The organism is Robertmurraya phoenicis, from assembly GCF_047302285.1.
Taxonomy (GTDB): domain Bacteria; phylum Bacillota; class Bacilli; order Bacillales; family Cytobacillaceae; genus Robertmurraya.
This window is the reverse complement of the sequence record NZ_CP154845.1, coordinates 4,588,138-4,607,390: the sequence shown is the minus strand read 5'-3', so window position 1 is coordinate 4,607,390 and position 19,253 is coordinate 4,588,138. Positions and strand designations below refer to the sequence as shown.

Annotated in this window: 18 protein-coding genes and 1 riboswitch; of the genes, 11 read left to right on the top strand and 7 right to left on the bottom strand. The window is 39.4% G+C overall.

Annotation, left to right across the window (positions count from 1 at the left end; genetic code table 11):
- Positions 1–8: 8 nt before the first annotated feature.
- The 3 genes from adhE to AA0X71_RS22945 form a co-directional block, all read right to left on the bottom strand.
- Complete coding sequence (gene adhE, locus AA0X71_RS22955; RefSeq protein ID WP_413357571.1) at positions 9–2,603, bottom strand: bifunctional acetaldehyde-CoA/alcohol dehydrogenase; 2,595 nt, start codon at positions 2,601–2,603, stop codon at positions 9–11.
- A 57-nt stretch (positions 2,604–2,660) separates the two neighbouring features.
- Complete coding sequence (locus AA0X71_RS22950; RefSeq protein WP_413357570.1) at positions 2,661–2,894, bottom strand: hypothetical protein; 234 nt, start codon at positions 2,892–2,894, stop codon at positions 2,661–2,663.
- Positions 2,895–3,085: 191 nt separating this feature from the next.
- Positions 3,086–3,292 carry a hypothetical protein gene (locus tag AA0X71_RS22945; protein ID WP_413357569.1) on the bottom strand — a complete coding sequence of 69 codons (207 nt, stop codon included), beginning with the start codon at positions 3,290–3,292 and terminating at the stop codon, positions 3,086–3,088.
- A gap of 85 nt (positions 3,293–3,377) precedes the next feature.
- Here AA0X71_RS22945 and AA0X71_RS22940 point away from each other — a divergent pair, with 85 nt between their 5' ends.
- Both AA0X71_RS22940 and AA0X71_RS22935 read left to right on the top strand, forming a co-directional pair.
- On the top strand, positions 3,378–4,229 hold the full coding sequence (locus tag AA0X71_RS22940) for a VOC family protein (RefSeq protein ID WP_413357568.1): 852 nt from the start codon (positions 3,378–3,380) through the stop codon (positions 4,227–4,229).
- Positions 4,230–4,318: 89 nt separating this feature from the next.
- Complete coding sequence (locus AA0X71_RS22935) at positions 4,319–5,215, top strand: hypothetical protein (RefSeq protein WP_413357567.1); 897 nt, start codon at positions 4,319–4,321, stop codon at positions 5,213–5,215.
- A gap of 184 nt (positions 5,216–5,399) precedes the next feature.
- Here the strand turns inward: AA0X71_RS22935 and AA0X71_RS22930 are convergent, their stop codons facing one another.
- From AA0X71_RS22930 to mgtE, 4 genes are all read right to left on the bottom strand, one after another.
- On the bottom strand, positions 5,400–5,834 hold the full coding sequence (locus AA0X71_RS22930; RefSeq protein WP_413357566.1) for a Dps family protein: 435 nt from the start codon (positions 5,832–5,834) through the stop codon (positions 5,400–5,402).
- A 117-nt stretch (positions 5,835–5,951) separates the two neighbouring features.
- On the bottom strand, positions 5,952–6,542 hold the full coding sequence (locus AA0X71_RS22925; RefSeq protein ID WP_413357565.1) for a YqaA family protein: 591 nt from the start codon (positions 6,540–6,542) through the stop codon (positions 5,952–5,954).
- A 64-nt stretch (positions 6,543–6,606) separates the two neighbouring features.
- Positions 6,607–7,773 carry an FtsW/RodA/SpoVE family cell cycle protein gene (locus AA0X71_RS22920; protein WP_413357564.1) on the bottom strand — a complete coding sequence of 389 codons (1,167 nt, stop codon included), beginning with the start codon at positions 7,771–7,773 and terminating at the stop codon, positions 6,607–6,609.
- 175 nt (positions 7,774–7,948) lie between these two features.
- Positions 7,949–9,307, bottom strand: coding sequence for a magnesium transporter (mgtE, locus tag AA0X71_RS22915; protein WP_413357563.1), 1,359 nt, complete (start codon positions 9,305–9,307; stop codon positions 7,949–7,951).
- Positions 9,308–9,748: 441 nt separating this feature from the next.
- Between mgtE and AA0X71_RS22910 the strand changes: the two genes are divergently transcribed.
- From AA0X71_RS22910 to AA0X71_RS22870, 9 genes are all read left to right on the top strand, one after another.
- Entirely contained in the window at positions 9,749–10,525 is a 777-nt protein-coding gene (locus AA0X71_RS22910; RefSeq protein WP_413357562.1) for a hypothetical protein, read from the top strand.
- Positions 10,526–10,541: 16 nt separating this feature from the next.
- Positions 10,542–11,273, top strand: coding sequence for a DNA/RNA nuclease SfsA (gene sfsA / locus AA0X71_RS22905; RefSeq protein WP_413357561.1), 732 nt, complete (start codon positions 10,542–10,544; stop codon positions 11,271–11,273).
- 136 nt (positions 11,274–11,409) lie between these two features.
- A riboswitch (cobalamin riboswitch) is annotated at positions 11,410–11,580 on the top strand.
- Positions 11,581–11,713: 133 nt separating this feature from the next.
- Positions 11,714–12,682 carry an ABC transporter substrate-binding protein gene (locus AA0X71_RS22900; RefSeq protein ID WP_413357560.1) on the top strand — a complete coding sequence of 323 codons (969 nt, stop codon included), beginning with the start codon at positions 11,714–11,716 and terminating at the stop codon, positions 12,680–12,682.
- 25 nt (positions 12,683–12,707) lie between these two features.
- Positions 12,708–13,760 carry a FecCD family ABC transporter permease gene (locus AA0X71_RS22895; protein WP_413357559.1) on the top strand — a complete coding sequence of 351 codons (1,053 nt, stop codon included), beginning with the start codon at positions 12,708–12,710 and terminating at the stop codon, positions 13,758–13,760.
- The gene (locus tag AA0X71_RS22890) at positions 13,753–15,222 is read left to right on the top strand and encodes an adenosylcobinamide amidohydrolase (RefSeq protein ID WP_413357558.1); all 1,470 of its coding nucleotides are present in this window, start codon (positions 13,753–13,755) and stop codon (positions 15,220–15,222) included. Before AA0X71_RS22895 ends, AA0X71_RS22890 begins: the two co-directional genes overlap by 8 nt.
- A complete protein-coding gene (cbiB, locus tag AA0X71_RS22885; RefSeq protein WP_413357557.1) occupies positions 15,219–16,199 on the top strand; it encodes an adenosylcobinamide-phosphate synthase CbiB in 981 nt (326 codons plus the stop codon). Before AA0X71_RS22890 ends, cbiB begins: the two co-directional genes overlap by 4 nt.
- The gene (gene cobD / locus AA0X71_RS22880) at positions 16,156–17,217 is read left to right on the top strand and encodes a threonine-phosphate decarboxylase CobD (RefSeq protein ID WP_413357556.1); all 1,062 of its coding nucleotides are present in this window, start codon (positions 16,156–16,158) and stop codon (positions 17,215–17,217) included. Before cbiB ends, cobD begins: the two co-directional genes overlap by 44 nt.
- Positions 17,214–17,759 carry a bifunctional adenosylcobinamide kinase/adenosylcobinamide-phosphate guanylyltransferase gene (locus AA0X71_RS22875; protein WP_413357555.1) on the top strand — a complete coding sequence of 182 codons (546 nt, stop codon included), beginning with the start codon at positions 17,214–17,216 and terminating at the stop codon, positions 17,757–17,759. The genes cobD and AA0X71_RS22875 overlap by 4 nt, the downstream gene beginning before the upstream one ends.
- Positions 17,756–19,252, top strand: coding sequence for a cobyric acid synthase (locus AA0X71_RS22870; protein ID WP_413357554.1), 1,497 nt, complete (start codon positions 17,756–17,758; stop codon positions 19,250–19,252). Before AA0X71_RS22875 ends, AA0X71_RS22870 begins: the two co-directional genes overlap by 4 nt.
- Position 19,253 lies beyond the last annotated feature (1 nt).

The following is a 19,253-nucleotide window of genomic DNA, read 5'->3' as shown; positions in this document are numbered from 1 at the left end:
ATTATAAGTTACCAAGCCTTTCGATATATCTCTGCTAATTCAGTAACGAGTGGTAGTTTAGGATTTGCCGTTGTACATTGATCCTCAAATGCTTTTTCGGCTAAGAACTCTACTTTACTTTCAAACTCTTTTTTGTTTACTCCATTTGTTCTTATCTTCATTGGAATGTAAAGCTCTTCAGCTAGATCGATGATCGCTTGAATGAGGCTCTCTACTCCTTCTTCAGTAGTTCGGGCTGGAAGGCCAAGGGCCATCGCAATTTCCGAATATCGTTTGTCAGCAATAAACTTTTCATATTTCGGGAACGAAGCAAATTTCTTCGGCTTTGTTGCATTATAGCGAATGACATGAGGCAGTAATATCGCATTTGCTCTTCCGTGAGCAATATGGAATTCACCACCTAGTTTATGCGCAAGACTATGGTTAATTCCTAAGAAGGCATTAGCAAAGGCCATTCCTGCAATCGTCGAAGCATTATGCATTTTTTCTCGTGCAAGAGCATCAGTGCCATTACGGTAGGCTTTTGGTAAATATTCAAATACAAGTTGAATGGCCTTGATCGCTAGCCCATCTGTATAATCATTTGCCATAACAGATACATAGGCTTCAATCGCATGTGTCAGTACATCCATGCCAGTATCAGCTGTGACATGTTTTGGAACCGTCATGACAAACTGTGGATCAACGATGGCTACATCCGGAGTTAACTCATAATCGGCTAATGGGTATTTAATATTTGCTCTCTTATCCGTAATAACGGAGAAGGAGGTTACTTCTGAACCTGTACCAGAAGTAGTTGGAATCGCAACAAATTGGGCTTTCTCCCCTAGTTTCGGGTATTTAACGATCCGTTTGCGAATATCAAGAAACTTTTGCTTTAAACCAAAGAAGTCTGTATCAGGGTGTTCGTAGAATAACCACATGCCCTTCGCTGCATCCATAGCAGAGCCTCCACCGAGGGCAATAATCACGTCAGGCTGGAAAGAGGCCATTAATTCTGCCCCTTTCATCACCGTTTCAATCGATGGATCAGGCTCTACATCCGAAAATATCTCACAATGAACATAGTCTGGACGCTTTCTTAAGTAATAAAGTATTTTATCGACATAACCAAGCTTCACCATTCCTGGATCTGTTACAATTAAGGCTTTTGAGATATTTGGCATCTTCGCTAAATATTGAATTGAATTCTTTTCAAAATAGATTTTTGGTGGAACTTTGAACCATTGCATGTTTACATTCCTTCTCGCTACTTTTTTAATATTGATTAAATGCATAGTTCCAACATTAGTTGAGACCGAATTTCCCCCATAAGTACCACAACCAAGAGTAAGGGAAGGGAGGTATGCATTATAAATGTCTCCGATAGCTCCTTGAGAGGAAGGGGCATTGACAATAATTCGGCCCGCTTTCATTCTTAAACCAAACTTTTTAATGACCTCATCATCTGTTGAATGGAGCACGGCTGAATGGCCTAAGCCCCCAAATTCAAGCATTTCCTCACATCTCGTTAACCCTTCCTCAAGGTTTTTAACTTTATAGCAGGCAAGAATAGGACTTAATTTCTCCCTTGAAAGGGGTTCCTGTGGGCCTACTCCTTCAAGTTCAGCAATAAGGATTTTTGTATCTTTCGGAACATCTACACCAGCCATTTTGGCAATTTTAAATGCTGGTCTTCCCACTATATCCGGATTAACGGTTCCGGCTGGTTCGCGAATCGCTAGCTTTTCAATTTTGTATTTCTCAGCTTCATTTAAAAAATAACAACCGTGTGAAAGTAATTCATGCTTAGCTTCGTCGTAAATTTCTTCGTCAAGAATGACGGCTTGTTCAGAGGCGCATATCATCCCATTATCGAATGTTTTTGATAAAATAAGGTCATTAACAGAGCGCAAAACATTGGCTGATTTTTCAATATAACATGGCACATTTCCCGGTCCAACGCCAAGGGCGGGTTTACCAGAACTATAGGCTGATTTCACCATTCCAGAACCACCAGTGGCTAAAATGACGGATACTTGTGAATGGTTCATCAATAGCTGAGTGGCATCCAATGATGGTTTCTCAATCCATTGAATACAATGCTCAGGTGCACCTGCGAGAACAGCGGCATCTCGCAACACTCTTGCGGCCTCGCTACTACAATTTTGGGCGGAAGGGTGAAAGGCGAAAATGATCGGATTTCTCGTTTTAATGGCAATAATTGCTTTGAACATCGTCGTCGATGTTGGATTAGTGACAGGAGTGACGCCAGCAATGACCCCAACAGGTTCAGCGATTTCAATCATTCCTTCATGTTCATTTTCATTAATGATTCCAACGGTTTTATCATATTTAATATTGTGATAGATGTACTCTGTTGAAAACATATTTTTAATGATTTTGTCTTCATATACGCCGCGCCCTGTTTCTTCAACAGCAAGTTTTGCTAATGGCATGTGATGATCTAACCCGGATAAAGCCATTTGTTTGACAATTTCATCAATCATTTCTTGATCAAATTCTTGAAATTCCTTTAAAGCACGACGACCGTTTTTTACTAATTGGTTAACCATTTCAGCAACGGTTTGTACTTTTGGTAACTCCCTTTCTTTAATAGCCATCTTGTTCTCCTCCTGAAATTTGTGATTTTATTCACATGTAAATTTTTTAAAAAAAGATCATGTATTTGCACAATCTGGGTTTCTTGGGATTTTTTCAAAAGAGATATCAGTCAAGATCTTGGAGTTTTTTCGAATATGAATGACAAAGTTTTTAGTCCAAATATAGGAAGGAATGGGATCGTCATCTTTTAACATCATTGCTTCGAATTGATCTCCCATCAGGTTCTCAAAAAACGGTTGGGTGTAGGTTTCAGTATCTGTAGAAAAGGCTCTCCATTCACAAATGATCATTGTACTCACTCCTTATTTGTTTATCTACATGTAGAATACCATATTAATCAAATAGTAGTTTGTGAAATATTGAACAAACTTTGAATTTTGAAATGTAAGCGAATACAAATAGGTGCGTAAGTGGAGCTAACAAAATAAATAATCAATTATTATATTTGTATACTAAATGTATGCATCGGTTTATGGGCATATCAAATAACAGCAAATAAAAAAGAACCATCATTATTATCGTTAAATGATTGGTTCTTATGTTTGCTCTTATATAAATAATCTTTTTTCGTTTTCGTTTTTCGTGTACACATATCAACAAATGCAAAGGGGCTTCGATTGTTCTCAGGGTTTCTTTTTCCTTCTCGCGCCATTTTATCACGATGTTTTCGAGCATTTGACTTGGACAAGACAGATCACTCCTTACTTTTTATTATAACTAGTATACTAAGTCTAAAGGAACACATCAATTAAAAAATTGAAGGGATGATGGAGTTGAAATTTCATGAATCGCCAAACGTATATGCCGACGAAGTGTGTTTAAAGGTAACGGATAAAAAGAGAGCAGTATCCTTTTATCAAAATATGTTAGGACTCCAGATTTTAAAGGAAACTTCTGCAACAACGGTTTTTACAGCGGATGGTAAAACACCATTATTAACGATTGTCGAGCCAGAAAATGTGACAGCAAAAGAACCACGGAGGACGGGGTTATATCATTTTGCTCTTTTGCTGCCAACGAGGGCAGAATTAGCAGCTTGTTTAAAGCACTTAGTTGAAAGTCGTTATCCTCTTCAAGGAGCATCCGATCATGTTGTCAGTGAAGCAATTTATTTAGCAGATCCAGATGGGAACGGAATTGAGATTTATGCGGATCGACCATCTGAAACTTGGCAATGGTCAGGCGAATTGGTGCGAATGGATACAGTGGCTTTAGATGTAGAGGATTTATTTAAGGAATGGGATGGAAAAGCTTGGGCAGGGCTTCCGCAGGGAACAATCATGGGTCATATTCATTTGCATGTAGCAGATTTACGTGCTGCTGAAGAATTTTATTGTGATACATTAGGATTCGATGTGGTTGCACGATATGGAGACCAAGCGCTTTTTGTTTCGAGCGGAAAATATCATCACCATATTGGATTGAATACATGGAATGGAAGAGGAGCTCCATCACCATCAGAAGATAGTGCTGGCCTACAGTTTTTCACATTGAAATATCCGCATCAAAAAGAGAAGTTGCAAGTAGTAGAACGCTTAAAGAATCGAGGTTATCCTGTAGAGATAGACGGTGATAACATAAAGGTTACGGACCCATCTGGAACAAGGATTATTCTACGAGCGTAACCTTGATTTGCAAGTTTCTAATTGAGTATTTGTATAATGTCCCTCCTTTTTCAAAGAATAAGCAGTACTAACCTAGAGGGGGGATATAAATGAAACGAAAAAAAAGAAATAAATATCCGTTTATTTTGTTATTAGTTATCCATTCGGCTCTCCTAATTTATACGTTCATAAAAAAGAAGGATCGAAGGACGATTGGTGTATTGCTGATGGCAAATATGGGGATGGCTTACATTTTTGAGTATTTTATCCTCCATTTATTTCGAGCTTATCGATATAAACCGAAAATATTAAAAAACGAGTACTTCGACAATTTTCTAGGAGCGATTTTGTCACAGGCGATTTATATCCCTTTTACGGGAGTGTTCTTATCAGCTTTTAAGCTAAAATGGAAAGTAAAATCACTATTCATATTCTATTTTCATATTATAGAAAGATTGTTCCTGCATTTAAAAATTTATAAGACGAGATGGTGGAATCCGGTAACTACGTCGATTTTATTACCGATCTATTTTTTTCTAAGTGATAAATGGTATGAGCAATTGCAGAAGAGAAATCCAATCATCCTGTTTGTTTCATTATTTTTAGCGATTATGGGCACGGGATTTAATATCGTTTATCTTGCTGCACTTACGGGGAATGTCCGATTTGGTAGAGGACGTATTCATAAGTTAGAAGAGCATTTTAATTATGCTCCATTATACAGTATGGTTCTATCCTTGTTTGCAGCATGGATTATTCGTAAAGGAAGATGGATAGGAAGGGGAGGAATTCTCCTTTTTTGTTTATTCGTGGACTGGATTCTTTTTCGTTTAAAAATCGTTAAAAAGAATTTTGCTTTTCCATGCTTGAACGTCATTCTCCATTTATTCATGATCGAAATGTCCGCATTTTACCAAAGGCTGATTTATAATGGATTAAAAAAAGAGAACCCTACAGCTGAAACAAAGATAAAGAGTCAGAGTTTTGACAAAATCCTCAAAATTTAGGTAGCGGTTATTTTCAAGCTGATTGAAAACGTTTGATTCCGAGGAACGAACCCTTGGAAGGAGCGGAGTTACCCTAGTAGGTAATGAGCATCCGGACAAGGGGAAGTGACAAAGAAAGCGAGCGTTTGTCAAACAGCCAAAAAGAGTCAGTGAGTTAACTCACTGACTCTTTTTGTGCATTGCGTTATTCTCCTAAGTAAGCATTCAACATCCAAATATGAGTGTCGATCTTCTCGATTAGTCCAACGGCTAGGTCGTTTGTGTTGACATCATTGTTTTCGTCAGCTAGGTCAGCAAGTTCAACTAATTGTTCTTTAAGCGCTTTGTAATCAGAAACGAGGGATGCAACCATTTCGCTTGCTTTTGCTTCATTTCCTGATTCTGAAAGTGTTCCAGTTTCTAAGTATTCTTTCATTGTTGCAACAGGTTGTCCGCCGATGGCAAGTAAGCGTTCTGCCACTTCATCGACAGTAAGGGCCGCTTCATTGTATAGTTCTTCAAACTTCTCATGAAGGGTAAAGAATAAAGGTCCTTTTACATACCAGTGATAACGATGGAGTTTTGTATATAAGATACTCCAGTTAGAAATTTGTACGTTTAAAGCAGTTTGTAAATTCATTTAACATTCCTCCTATATCATTTATATATTAATTATAACAAATTTTAAATTAAAATCAATACTTTTTTATAATAATTATCTATTTATAATTATTATAAATAAAACCCTTAAGTGTGTTTACTTAAGGGTTTTTGGGTTGCTTCTTTTTTTTATGTACATATAAACAAGGTAAGCTACAACAATTGCAATGGCTCCAGCAATGGTGATGAGAGCGAAATTATCATCGATAAAGTTCTTTGCTTGAGCACCGAGGAAAAGGATGAGTAAAGCTTCGGCGAAAAAGCGAGCACCTCTGCCAATAATAGACCAAATGACGAGTGTACGAAGTCGGATACGAGAGATACCAGCAAAGATCGTAAATATTTTATAAGGGACAGGAGTTAAGGCAGCCATCAAAATCGCCATAGAGCCGTATTTTGTAAAGTAATGTTCTACTTTTTGAACCTTATCCTCTTTGAATAGATAGGTTAATACCGGTCGCCCTAATTTTTTTCCAATGAACCATCCTAATAATGCCCCTAATACAGAGGTGGCCGTTGTGATAAAGGCATAAAAAAGGACGCTATTTGGATTTGAAATTCCCATTGGAATAAGTAGTACGTCTGGAGGAATGGGAAAAAAGGAAGAGTCGGCAAAGGACACGATGGCAAGTCCCCATATCCCATATTCCATAAGCCATTCCTCTATCGTATGAATCAATTCTGACATAATTGGACTCCTTTAGTTGTTTGTTTATTATGATTGTTTGTACATTCTTTTCTGTGGTGACTGATTACTTCCCAGAACTGAACATATAGGTTTTATGGTGATATCTTATACTGAATATGAGTCCCATAGCAAACATATTTGACATGAGGGAACTACCACCATAGCTAATGAAAGGTAGGGGTATTCCTGTGATTGGTAGTACTTGAATGGTCATGCCGATATTTTGGAAGACGTGGAACGTAATCATACTAATAACGCCTACGCAAATATACGTATTAAAAGGATCGTTTGTATCAAGAGCTGTTTTTGTTAGGTGATAAATGAGAATGAAAAATAGCCCAATCACGAGACTTGCCCCTGCAAAGCCATATTCTTCACCTATGACACTGAAAATGAAATCCGTATGGCTCTCTGGAATATAAACAACTCTTTCACCAAAGCCCTTCCCTGATATCAGGCCAGAGCCAATCGCTTGCAGTGATTTATACAAGTGGTAGCCTGCACCACTTTGATAGCTTTCTGGGTCGAGCCAGGAGTAAATTCGATTATATTGATAGGTATCAATATGTTTCTCGAGTAGCTCTGGATAATGGATGACGATGTAAAAAATCGCTCCCGCGAGAGCGGCTCCTGCTGAAAAAACAGGCAAGAGAATTTTCCATGTCATTCCTGAAACAAGAATCATCCCTATGAAAATGGCGATAATGACTAATCCGGTCCCTAAATCCTGCTCTGCGATAAGGCCGAGCGGCGGTAATGTAGCCAATCCAAGTTTTATCAGCAAAATAAAATCCGTTTTAGTAGTTTTAAGAGGATTTTTTTCATGGTGATCGGCGATCAACTTACTTAATGTGAGAATTAAAAATATTTTCATGAATTCCGAAGGCTGGATTGAGCCGATTCCAGGTAATACAAACCAACTTTTTGCTCCGTTTCTAATTGGTGTAAAATCTGAAGTTGGTAATATAAGTAACACAACTAAGAGTAAAATTCCAAATCCATATAAATACCAGCTAAGCTTTCGATATTGATAGTTGTCAAAGAACATCACCACTGCAACGATGACAATTCCGACCACATAATACATAATTTGTCGTAAAAAATAATTTTCATTGTATTGTTCGGTTGTTTGAGCGCTATAAATGGCAGCGCAGCTAGTAAGAAAGAACAATAGCAAAATGAAGCTTAATGTCCAGTCAAACTTTTCAGCAACTTTATTCTTTTTATCCATTGTTCCAACACCTAGTCTCTTTTAATCTCCCTAATCTCATTTCTATTCTTTCATATTAACAGAGATAACTTTAAAATAGCCACATGTAATAAGACGTATTTACAAGGGTAATGGTTTCTAAATTTCTAATAAAAATCACGAAGAGCAAAAGTCTTCGTGATTTCCACTGTACGTGCTATAACAAGTAGTTAATAAACATCGTTGCAATACCGAAATAGGTAATTAGGGAGAAGATATCATTTAAGGTAGTGATTAGTGGTCCTGATGCGATGGCGGGGTCTACGTTTAATCGATATAAAATTAACGGGATAACCGTACCTGCAAGTGTACCAATAATCAGGGTAAGCAATAGGGAGCTTCCTACCACAAGACCGAGAATGAAGTTTCCTTGCCAAATCAGTGCAATGATAGAAATCAGAATTCCACATGTTACTCCAATGATCACGCCAACACTTAATTCTCTCATAATCAGCTTCGTAATCACTCTTTTGTCAATATCGTTAGAAACAAGACCTCTGACCACAACAGCTAATGATTGGGTTCCTGTATTTCCAGTCATCCCCGAAATCATCGGCATGAAAAAGGCTAACGCTACTACTTTTTCAAGGGTTTCTTCATAGGAACTGATGATGCTTCCAGATATAAGCCCAATAAAAAGAAGGAGGACAAGCCATGGAAGTCGCCGATATGCAGCAACAAAGGATTTTGTTTCAAAGTCAATCGATTTACCAGAAGCGGATAATTTTTCAATATCTTCATTAGCTTCGCGGATCACGACATCGATAATATCATCGACGGTGATGATTCCAATTAGAATATGTTCTTTATCGACAACTGGAATGGCAAGGAAGTCATAGCGCTCAATTAGGCGAGCTACCTCTTCCTGGTCAGTATCCTCTAAGCAATAGATGACCCGCTCATACATGATATCGCGGATTTTTTCCTGCATTTCAGCAATTAATAGATCGCGATAGGATACGACTCCGACAAGCTTTCGATTCTGGTCAATAACATATAAATAGTTAATCGTTTCAGCGAGTTCTGCGAAAGATTTTAGCTTATCGACTGCTTCCCGAACGGTATAATAATCACGGATCCAAACGAATCGATTGGTCATTAATCGACCAGCTGTTTCTGGTGGATAATTCATGATATCTTGAACAATTTGCGACTCTTCTTTTTTCATTCCTGATAAAAGAGACTCAATTTTTTCAGGAGATAGGTCTTCAAGAAGGGAAGCAAGGTCGTCATTATCCATCATATCGAGAACCTTACCAGATTTTTCAATACCGAGGCGATTTAATACATCGAGCTGTTCTTCGCTATTTAGTTCTTGGATTAAATCAGCCAGTGCATTAATATTAAGAAAAAATAAAAAGCGCGTTCGATGCTTTTCCGGCAAATCCTCATAAATTTGAGCAATATCGTAAGGCTGAAGCTCATCGACGATTGCTTCAAATTCTTTGCGTTTATTCTCTTTTAATGCCTTGATTACATATAGGGTGATTTGATCTTCTGTCATTTTTTGAAACATGAGATCACGCTCCTTTACCGGAAAATGCTTGATGAAGATAGTACTAGAATCAATTTTCTACTGGAAAGGTCCAAAAAAATTCGAAGTACTGTCAACTCTCGTGACTATTATAAGAAAAGTTGAGGAGAATTGATACGATTAAATCATTTTTTTATTGTCAAGTTGTTGTATAAAATGATTTAATTAGAGCCATTTTGGATTCAGTCTTCGTCTTAGTAGTACCACCAAAAAAATGGCTAAAACCTTAATTTGGACAATTTCTCAATGGCAATAAAAAAGGAAATAATTTCTTGAGAGAAGAATTGGAAATTATGTGGATAAAGTAAGATTTTATCCTGAAAGTTTGCTAAAATCTAGTTATATAATTGTAAACCGTATAAACTGGGCTTAATGACTTTAGGTTCATCATCAGTCTTATCAAAAGGTTCGGAGGTTATTCTTTTGAAAAAACATAATGGCAATCAACAGGATCTTGTCTATGTTCATTTAAATGAAACAAAGCACTACGTTTTATCATATGGGATTGAATTTGAAGAGTTTTCCCACACTCTCTCAGACCTTCTGAACAATGTCCTTCTTTTAAAGCATCATTTTGATGATGGAGAATTTAATTTGCATACTCTTTTAGAATATGTCCCCCATGAAGATTTAACTAAGCTCATTAAGGATGATGTTTATGGCTATGGGGATTTCTGCTGGATTGACTTTGAAGATGAGGACGCACTCAATGAACTATCTGGCCATGAACTTGCAGAGCTCCTTTTCCTTGGCCATATGAAGGATGATTTAAGAAAGCCATTTTATCAGCAACTTCGTAATCGATTTGTTTATTTAGCTCATGATGATGGCTGGTGGAATAAAACGTATTATCGCCATATGAAGGATTTTTATCGCATGCTCGGAGAAGTTCTGGCAGGGAAAATGACCGAGAGTAAGCCAGTGAAAAATCTCCTTGGGATTAAAAAGAAACGTTCTTTCCCTTCTATTCAAATAGAACTAATTCTTAGTTTGAAAATGATGATGAAAGAAGGAATCGTTATCTCCATCCGGGATAATGTACAAACAAGAACGGCGATTGAGATTCCTATTTGGGTATTAGGGGATTTTGATAATATGGATGATATGTACGAAGAGTATGAAAAGGTAGCTCAGGGGAAGCCTGATGCCAACCTTGTTTATGATAAGAAAACAAGTGAATGGAAAATGGATGCGAGCTAGGAGGTCTCTTCTTAAAATGAAGGATGATACAAAAAAGCTAAGACTGCCATTCCCTAGAGCGTTGACAAAAGCAATATTTATCGAAAGACCCAATCGGTTTATTATCCACTGTCAGATAGCTGAAACGGATGAAGTAGCTGTTGCTCATTTGGCTGACCCTGGGAGATTAAAGGAACTTCTCTTGCCAGGCAAGACGGTTTGGTTAATGGACCACGATAATTCTTCCAGAAAAACGAAATGGACCGCTATTTTGTGTGAAAATGAAACGAATACCGGCCTTGTTTCTATCAATACTGCTCTACCGAACAAGCTTGTTGAAAAAGCTCTTAAAGCCGGGATGCTCCGTGAATTTGCTGGCTGGCACTATAAAAAATCGGAGTATACACTGGGGAATTCGCGCTGGGACTTTTTGTTAGAGAATGATAAGGGAAAGGAGCTCCTTTTAGAGGTCAAAAGTGTGACGTTAGCTGAAGGTAAGCAAGGGATGTTCCCAGATGCTGTGACCGCAAGAGGAACGAAGCATGTGGAAGAGCTAGCGAAACTATCTTCCCGTTATGAAACAGCCATTCTCTTCATCGTGCAGCGGGAGGATGTTTCGTATGTGACGACAGCAAAACATATTGATCCTAAATTTGATCAAGCTTTAAAAGATGCCCAGGTAGCTGGGGTGAAGCTATTCGCAAGAAGTTGTCAAATAACGGTCGATGGGATTGGGCTTGGGGACTCCATTTCCGTTATGCTTGAATAGTTCGAAAAGTGTTAACTTCTTTAAAGGGAAAAATAGTGTATACTGATGACAACGGAAAATTTCATACATGAAGTATTAGGTGTCTGTAAGAGAAGGGGAAGGGTGTTCTAGTAAAAGGCTCGTTTACGAGTTTTGAACATTCCTGAATCTTTTCAGTAGACTTAAAAGGGAAGTTGGTGAAATTCCAACGCGGTCCCGCCACTGTTAATGGGAGTAAGCTGCAAATACCACTGTACATATGGTATGGGAAGGAGCAGCATTACAAAGACCATGAGCCAGGAGACCTGCCTAATTCTAGTGCACCACAAACCTACGAGGATAGGGAGGTGTTTGGAAGCTATTTGTATATTAATTGCTAATCCAACATCTCCATTTCTTCATTGTGGAGATGTTTTTTTATGCTCTCCACAACATCACATTATTTATGGAGGCAAAAACAGATGAAGAAATGGGTTTCAATTTTATTCGCACTATTATTATCAATAGGAATTTTAGCGGGCTGCGGTGAGACCGAATCACCAGTTGAGGAAAATAACGCAGGTGATGAAGTACAAGAGCCAGCAGAAGAACCTACATTCCCAGTAACGATCACCGATGCAATTGGCGATGAAGTCGTCATTCAGGAAAAACCAGAAAAGATTGTCTCCTTGATTCCAAGTAATACGGAAGTTGCTTATGCTCTCGGTCTTGGAGATGAAATTGTTGGTGTGTCTGAACATGATAATTATCCGGAAGAAGTAATAGAAAAGGAAAAAATCGGTGGCATGGAAATGAATGTAGAGAAGATTATCTCTCTAGCACCAGATTTGGTCTTAGCGCACGCATCTAGTGCTCACAATTCTACTGAAGGATTACAGCAAATAAAAGACGCAGGTATAACAGTACTCGTTGTCAATCAAGCAGCAAGTTTTAACGAAGTATATGAATCAATTGAAATGATCGGTACAGCTACAGGTGAAAAAGAAAAGGCAGAAGAAATCATAAATGGAATGAAAACAAAAATTGCCGACATAGAAGAGAAGACGGCAGGGATTACAGAACCTAAATCGGTTATTTTTGAAATCAGTCCAGCTCCAGACATTTATGTTGCAGGGAAAAACACCTTTATGGATGAGATGTTGTCACTCATTCATGCGGAAAATGGAGTAGGAGATTTAGATGGATGGCCCAACTTGGATGAGGAATCTTTTATTGAGCGGAATCCAGATGTCATTATTACGACTTACGGATATTACACTGAAAATGCGGTAGATTTAGTACTTGCAAGAGAAGGCTGGCAAGATGTAAAGGCTGTAAAGAATAAGCAGGTAATTGATGTTCACTCCGATCTTGTCACTCGTTCGGGTCCAAGACTTGCAGATGGATTAGAGGAATTGGCAAAGGCGGTCTATCCAGAAGCATTTGAGTAATTCTACTTAGTTTGGAGAGATAACGATGAAAAAAATGGGTCATCAAGCTTTTGCCTATATCATTGCGATCGCATTCTTGCTCGTTTCATGTTTATTAGGCATTTCGATAGGGACAGTCTCAGTCCCTATCGGAAACATCATACAAATTATCGGTGCTGAAATTTTCCGTTTTACATCCATCGAACACATCGACCCAATGCAAGCGAATATTGTCCTAAGTATTCGGTTACCAAGAGTAATTTTAGCAGGACTAGTAGGGGCGGCACTCGCAATTGCGGGAGCGGCCTTTCAAGGTCTTTTACGGAATCCGTTAGCGGATCCATATACATTAGGAGTATCGTCTGGAGCATCAGTAGGTGCTGTTCTCACTTTATTTTTCCAATTCTCGATTCCTTTTGTAGGCTCCTTTACGTTGCCGCTACTCAGTATTCTTTTTGCTTTTTTAACGATCTTTTTCGTTTTAGGTTTCGCGCGAAAAATTGATAAAGGGATGAAGGTTGAAACCATTATTTTAACAGGAATTATTTTTAGCTCATTTTTAGGTGCTTTTATCTCTTTAATCATCGCTTTGACAGGAGAAGAATTAAGACAGATTATCGGCTGGCTTCTCGGAAGTGTCTCCATGAGAGGTTGGAGCTATGTACAGATCATTCTTCCATTCTTTATACTAGGTTCCATTATTTTGATGGCCAACACGAAGGAGCTAAATGCGATGTCCTTTGGAGAAGAGCGTGCGCAGCATTTAGGGGTTAATGTCCAGAGAAGGAAAATGGTGATCTTAATTGCAGGTTCCATATTAACGGGTGCAGCCGTTGCTGTTTCAGGGACGATTGGTTTCGTCGGTCTCGTGATTCCCCACTTAACAAGAATGCTATGGGGCCCAGACCATACTCATTTACTCCCGTTATCTATTTTGACAGGGAGTGGATTCCTTATATTAGCAGATTTAGTCTCCCGAACGATCATTTCTCCGATTGAGCTCCCAATTGGGGTTATTACAGCATTAATTGGAGCCCCAGCATTTGGAATGATTTTAATGAAAAGAAGAAGTGCGGAAAGAAGTGGAGCAGATGCTTAAGGTTGAACAACTTTCAGGTGGGTATTCAAAAGAACCGATCGTTAAGAATGTCTCTTTTCAAGTTGCAGAAGGAGAGCTATTCGGAGTGTTAGGGCCGAATGGCAGTGGCAAAACGACTTTGTTGAAAATGATTTCTGGAATTCTTTCCTTTCAGCAAGGCAGTATCATGATCAAAGGCAAGTCCATAAATAAATATACGATGAAAGAGCTGGCAAAGATGATCGCTGTTCTTTCACAGCATTCCTCACAAACCTTTTCCTATACCGTAAAGGAGACGGTTTCCCTTGGTCGCTATGCTCATCAAGATGGTTGGTTTCGTTCGTGGAGTAATGAAGATGAACGAACTGTTCAGGAAGCGATGGTTCAAACCGGAATTGCGGCATTTCAACATAAGAGCATTCAAGATCTTTCTGGGGGCGAGCGCCAACGGGTTTTTCTTGCGCAAGCACTTGTGCAAGAACCGGAAATTCTTTTATTAGATGAACCGACCAATCATCTTGATCTGTCCTATCAAAAGGAGTTATTAGATCTTTTAAAGAGCTGGACAATGGAGAAGGGCTTAACGGTTATCTCGATTTTTCATGATTTGAATTTAGCGAGTCTTTATTGTGATCGTCTGTTACTGCTTGAAGATGGATCTGTCCATACGAATGATGTTCCGAATGAAGTAGTCAAAGTAGAAAAAATAAAAGAGGTTTACCGTACGGATGTGGAGAAGCATCCACATCCTAGTATTCCTGTTCCGCAAATGGTCCTCCTGCCGAAATACGAGACCAATCAAGTGAGTGTAGAAATTGAACCACGATATATGAGTATTATGGAGGAGTTCATTTCCCTTCATTCACCAGTTCCGTTAAGGACGATGTCTTCAGGAGTTGTAGGCTCTGGGTTAGGTTGGCATCGCACTTTCGTCAATCGTCATGTCGATAAAAGTTATGATTGCGATGATCATCGTCAGGAAATGCTCACATTTTTAAAAGATAAAGGCTTCGAACCTTCAGAAACGATCGGGATGATGACCGCAGTATACGTGGAGGATGTTGCCTACAAAGTTTTAAAAGCAGAAGGCTTTTCTGCATTGGTCATCGTGACAGCAGGAGTGGGAAATGCAGTAGATGCTTCCAGAAGTGCTGAGCACTCCTTCGAACTTGTTCCAGGTACAATCAACACATGGATCTTCGTCAATGGGGAGCTGACGGAAGAGGCTTTTATTCAAAGTATTATGACGGCAACAGAAGCGAAGGTAAAGGTGATGGATAACCTAAAAGTATTGGATTCAGTAACGGGTACAGTAGCTACAGGGACTTCCACCGACAGCATCCTTATTGCGGCAACGCAAATGGGGAAAAAATTAGAGTATGCTGGAACGATTACTCCTCTTGGGAAACTTATTAGTCAAGGGGTCTTTGAATGTACAACAGAGGCGATCGAAAAAAGCCGTAAAAGGAAGAGGCAACAATGATCCTTCACTTGATTGCTCTTACCATTGCTATTTTTATTGATGCTGTTATTGGAGACCCCCAAAAATGGCCTCATCCTGTGAAATGGATCGGATCGCTTATCGCCATTTTGGAAAAAAACTTGAATAAAAAGGGTTCTCGTCGGATAAAAGGGATAGCGATGGTGTTCCTTGTTGTACTCATTGTATCGATCATAACCTCAGTCGTTGTGTGGTTAAGCTACGAAGTACATGTGGTGGTTGGGGTTTTAGCGGAAAGCATACTTATCGCAACTACGATTGCTCGAAGGAACTTACAAGAAGCTGCACTCGAAGTGTATTACCCATTACAAGAAGGAGACCTACAGCAGGCACGATTAAAGCTCTCCTATATTGTTGGAAGAGATACAGAACAGCTTGGTGAAAGTGATATTGTTAGAGGAACCGTTGAAACCGTTGCTGAAAATACGAGCGACGGAGTGACTGCGCCGTTATTTTGGGCCCTAATTGGTGGAGCTCCTCTCGCCATGATTTACCGAGCGATTAACACCTGTGATTCCATGGTTGGCTATAAAAATGAACGGTTTTTACAATTTGGTTGGGCATCAGCCAAGCTTGATGATCTCGTTAACTGGCTCCCTAGTCGCCTTTCAGGGTATATCATATTAATTGGTCATAAGCCGTTGATGCTCAGGAGAGCAGAAGCATGGAAACTCTTTTTACAAGACGCTAAAAAGCACCCAAGCCCAAATAGTGGCTGGCTTGAAGCTGCAGTAGCCGCTCTTTTAGGGGTACAACTTGGAGGCGTGAACTATTATAAAGGATTGGTGTCAGATCGAGCACGAATGGGTGAACCACATACTCCGTTGGAAAAGAACCATATTCTCCTCACAAATCGAATTTTAACGAAAACGACTATGCTATTTACACTGCTACTTTGGATTGGAGGAATCCTAATTGAACTGGCCATCACATGGAGCGAATCCGCATTATATCTATGAAACTATGAATTTGCCAATGCCGGAAAAAAGGATTGATTTAAGTGCAAATATCAATCCGCTTGGACCGCCAAAGGCATTAAGAGATAACTGGATGAACTTCTTCACAGACATTAAGGAATACCCCGATCCTGAGGCCACCTCTTTGAAGAAGCTGATAGCATCAAAGGAAAAACTCCAAGAGGAAATGATCATGGTTGGAAATGGGGGAGCAGAGCTTATTTCATTGTTAGGAAGATTTTTCGCTGAAAAAAAAGTTCTCATCATCCAACCAACTTTTTCCGAATACGAAAAAGCGTGCCAGGCAAATGATTGTGAGATTGTTTATCATTTTTTAGATGAGAACTGGCAATTGAACCTAGATGGACTTCCAATAAATGAGGTTGAAGCAATCTTCTTATGTAACCCGAATAACCCTACTGGCGTTTGTTTTCCTTATGAACAGATGCTAGCGTTAGCGGAGTTGTGCAAAGAGAGGAAAACCTATCTAGTCATAGATGAAGCCTTTTATGATTTTTGGGAGAGCTATCAATCTCTTGTTCCGATTATGGAAAATTTCTCAAATGTAATTCTTCTCCGTTCCATGACAAAAATGTTTGCGATTCCAAGCCTGAGACTTGGCTATTTGTTGGCAGATGAACAGGTGATAGAAAAACTTAAAAGCTATCAATCTCATTGGAGTGTCAACGGCATTGCCATTCGTGCGGGAGAAATTTGTCTGCAAGAAGAGTCCTTTATCGCTCAAACACACCAGTACATAAAGAAAGAACGAGAGAAGCTTTTCTCTTTTTTGAAAGAGAAAGGGTTTGAGATAACACCATCAGAAACCAATTTTTATCTTTTGAGATGGCCTCATATCGAAATACAGCTCCCATTATTTGAATATTTGTTAGAGCGAGGTATCGTCCCTCGCCATACGATGAATTTCCCTAGTCTAGAGGGACGATGGCTCCGATTTGCCATTAAGAGTAAAGAGGAAAACGAACAATTACGTAAAGCCTTAAAGGAATGGACAAGATGATTTTTATTACAGGTGGCGTCAGAAGTGGGAAAAGTACATTTGCCGAAAAGCTAGCGAAGGAAAGAACGAGGGAACTAGAAGGCAATCTTCATTATCTTGCAACTGGTGTGGCGAGTGATAAGGAAATGGAACAAAGGATTAAACGGCATCAACAAGAAAGGCAAGAAAGTGAGTTCCCGTGGACGACATGGGAGCAATCGACAGGGATTGAGGCGATCGCTACATCTTTTTCAAAGAAGGATATTGTCCTCCTTGATTGTGTCACAACGTTATTAAATAATGAGTTATTTTCTCAAGACAAGTGGGATCCGCAAATTTTGGAAAAGTTACTACGTGGAATTGATGTCGTTCAAGCAAATTGTGCCGAGTTAATATTGGTGAGCAATGAAGTTCTGTGGGAAGGGATCAGTGATGAGAATGAGCTCGTTCTGAAGTATAGCAAAGTTATTGGGAACTTACATCAAGAACTTGTTGCTCGCTCTAGAATCGCTTATTTAGTGGAAGCGGGAATCCCGATTGCCATGAAGGAGGAAAATGTATGAAAGGCGTGATGATTCAAGGTACGGCATCAGATGTCGGGAAGAGTCTCGTGGTAACGGCGCTTTGTCGACTCTTCGCTTTAGAAGATGTGAAGGTCGCTCCTTTTAAATCACAAAATATGTCCAATAATTCATATGTAACCGTAGATGGTAAGGAAATTGGACGAGCGCAAGGGATCCAAGCAGAGGCTGCTAAAATCGAAGCATCCGTTTGGATGAATCCCATTTTACTGAAGCCAAGATCGGATATGCAATCAGAGGTCGTGCTGTTAGGTAAGGCTGTACAAACGTTATCGGGCAAAGGGTATCGTGATCATTTTTATGATGAAGGGGTAAAGGTGATCAAAGAGGCTCTTCATAAATTGGAAACAAGCTTTGATGTAGTAGTGATTGAAGGAGCAGGAAGTCCGGCTGAAATCAATTTAAAAGATCGGGAACTTGTCAATATGAAAGTTGCTGAACTTGCAGACGTCCCTGTTATTCTCGTTGCTGACATTGACCGAGGCGGTGTTTTTGCGAATGTGGTCGGCACGTTAGAACTTCTCGATCCAGCTGAGCGAAAAAGAGTGAAAGGGATTTTTATCAATAAATTTCGAGGGGATATGAGTCTCTTTGAAGATGGAGCGAAGTGGTTGGAGGAAAGAACCGGAGTTCCAGTATTAGGAGTGTTACCGTATGTTCATGATCATATGATTGATGGTGAGGACTCTTTATCGATCCAAACGAATCGAAAAGGGAATGGGGACATCGATATAGCCGTCATCCATTTACCATTCATCTCTAATTACAGTGACATTGAACCATTTTATGATGAAGAGGATGTCAGTATTCGTTTCATAAAAAACCCTTCTCAATTCGGCCAGCCTGATGCGGTCATCATTCCAGGAACAAAAAGCACGATTCATGATCTAAGCTACATCATTGAGTCGGGACTTGCAGTGCGGCTGAATGATTATGTGAAAAAGGGTGGACGGATAGTCGGGCTATGTGGTGGATATCAGATGCTTGGTCAAGAAATTGTCGATGTGGCTGGCTCTGACACAGGAGTTGTTGGCAATCGCTTAAAAGGACTGCAATTGATCCCAAGTACAACCGTGTTTACAGCCGAAAAGAAGACGGTGCGTTTCAAAGGACGTTACGCACAATCTGTACAGGTAAAAGGAAATCGGCCGATCGCAGGGTATGAAATTCATCTTGGTGTAACAGAACCAATAGAAAACGGAAGTCCGTTTTTAATTTTGGATGATGGCAAAGAAGAAGGTTATTATGGTCATGAAGGAAAAATAATCGGAACGTATGTGCACCATCTTTTTCATAATGATGAGTTTCGGAATTACTGGTTAAATGGAATTCGCCAAGAGAAGCTACTTCCAACAAAAGAAGTGATCTATCGCCAAGACTTGAAGGAAGAGAAATACGATGAACTGAGTCTTACGTTGAAACAGCATATGGATTGGGAAAGAGTCAAGGAAATCGTCCATAGCTGGGGGACTTAAA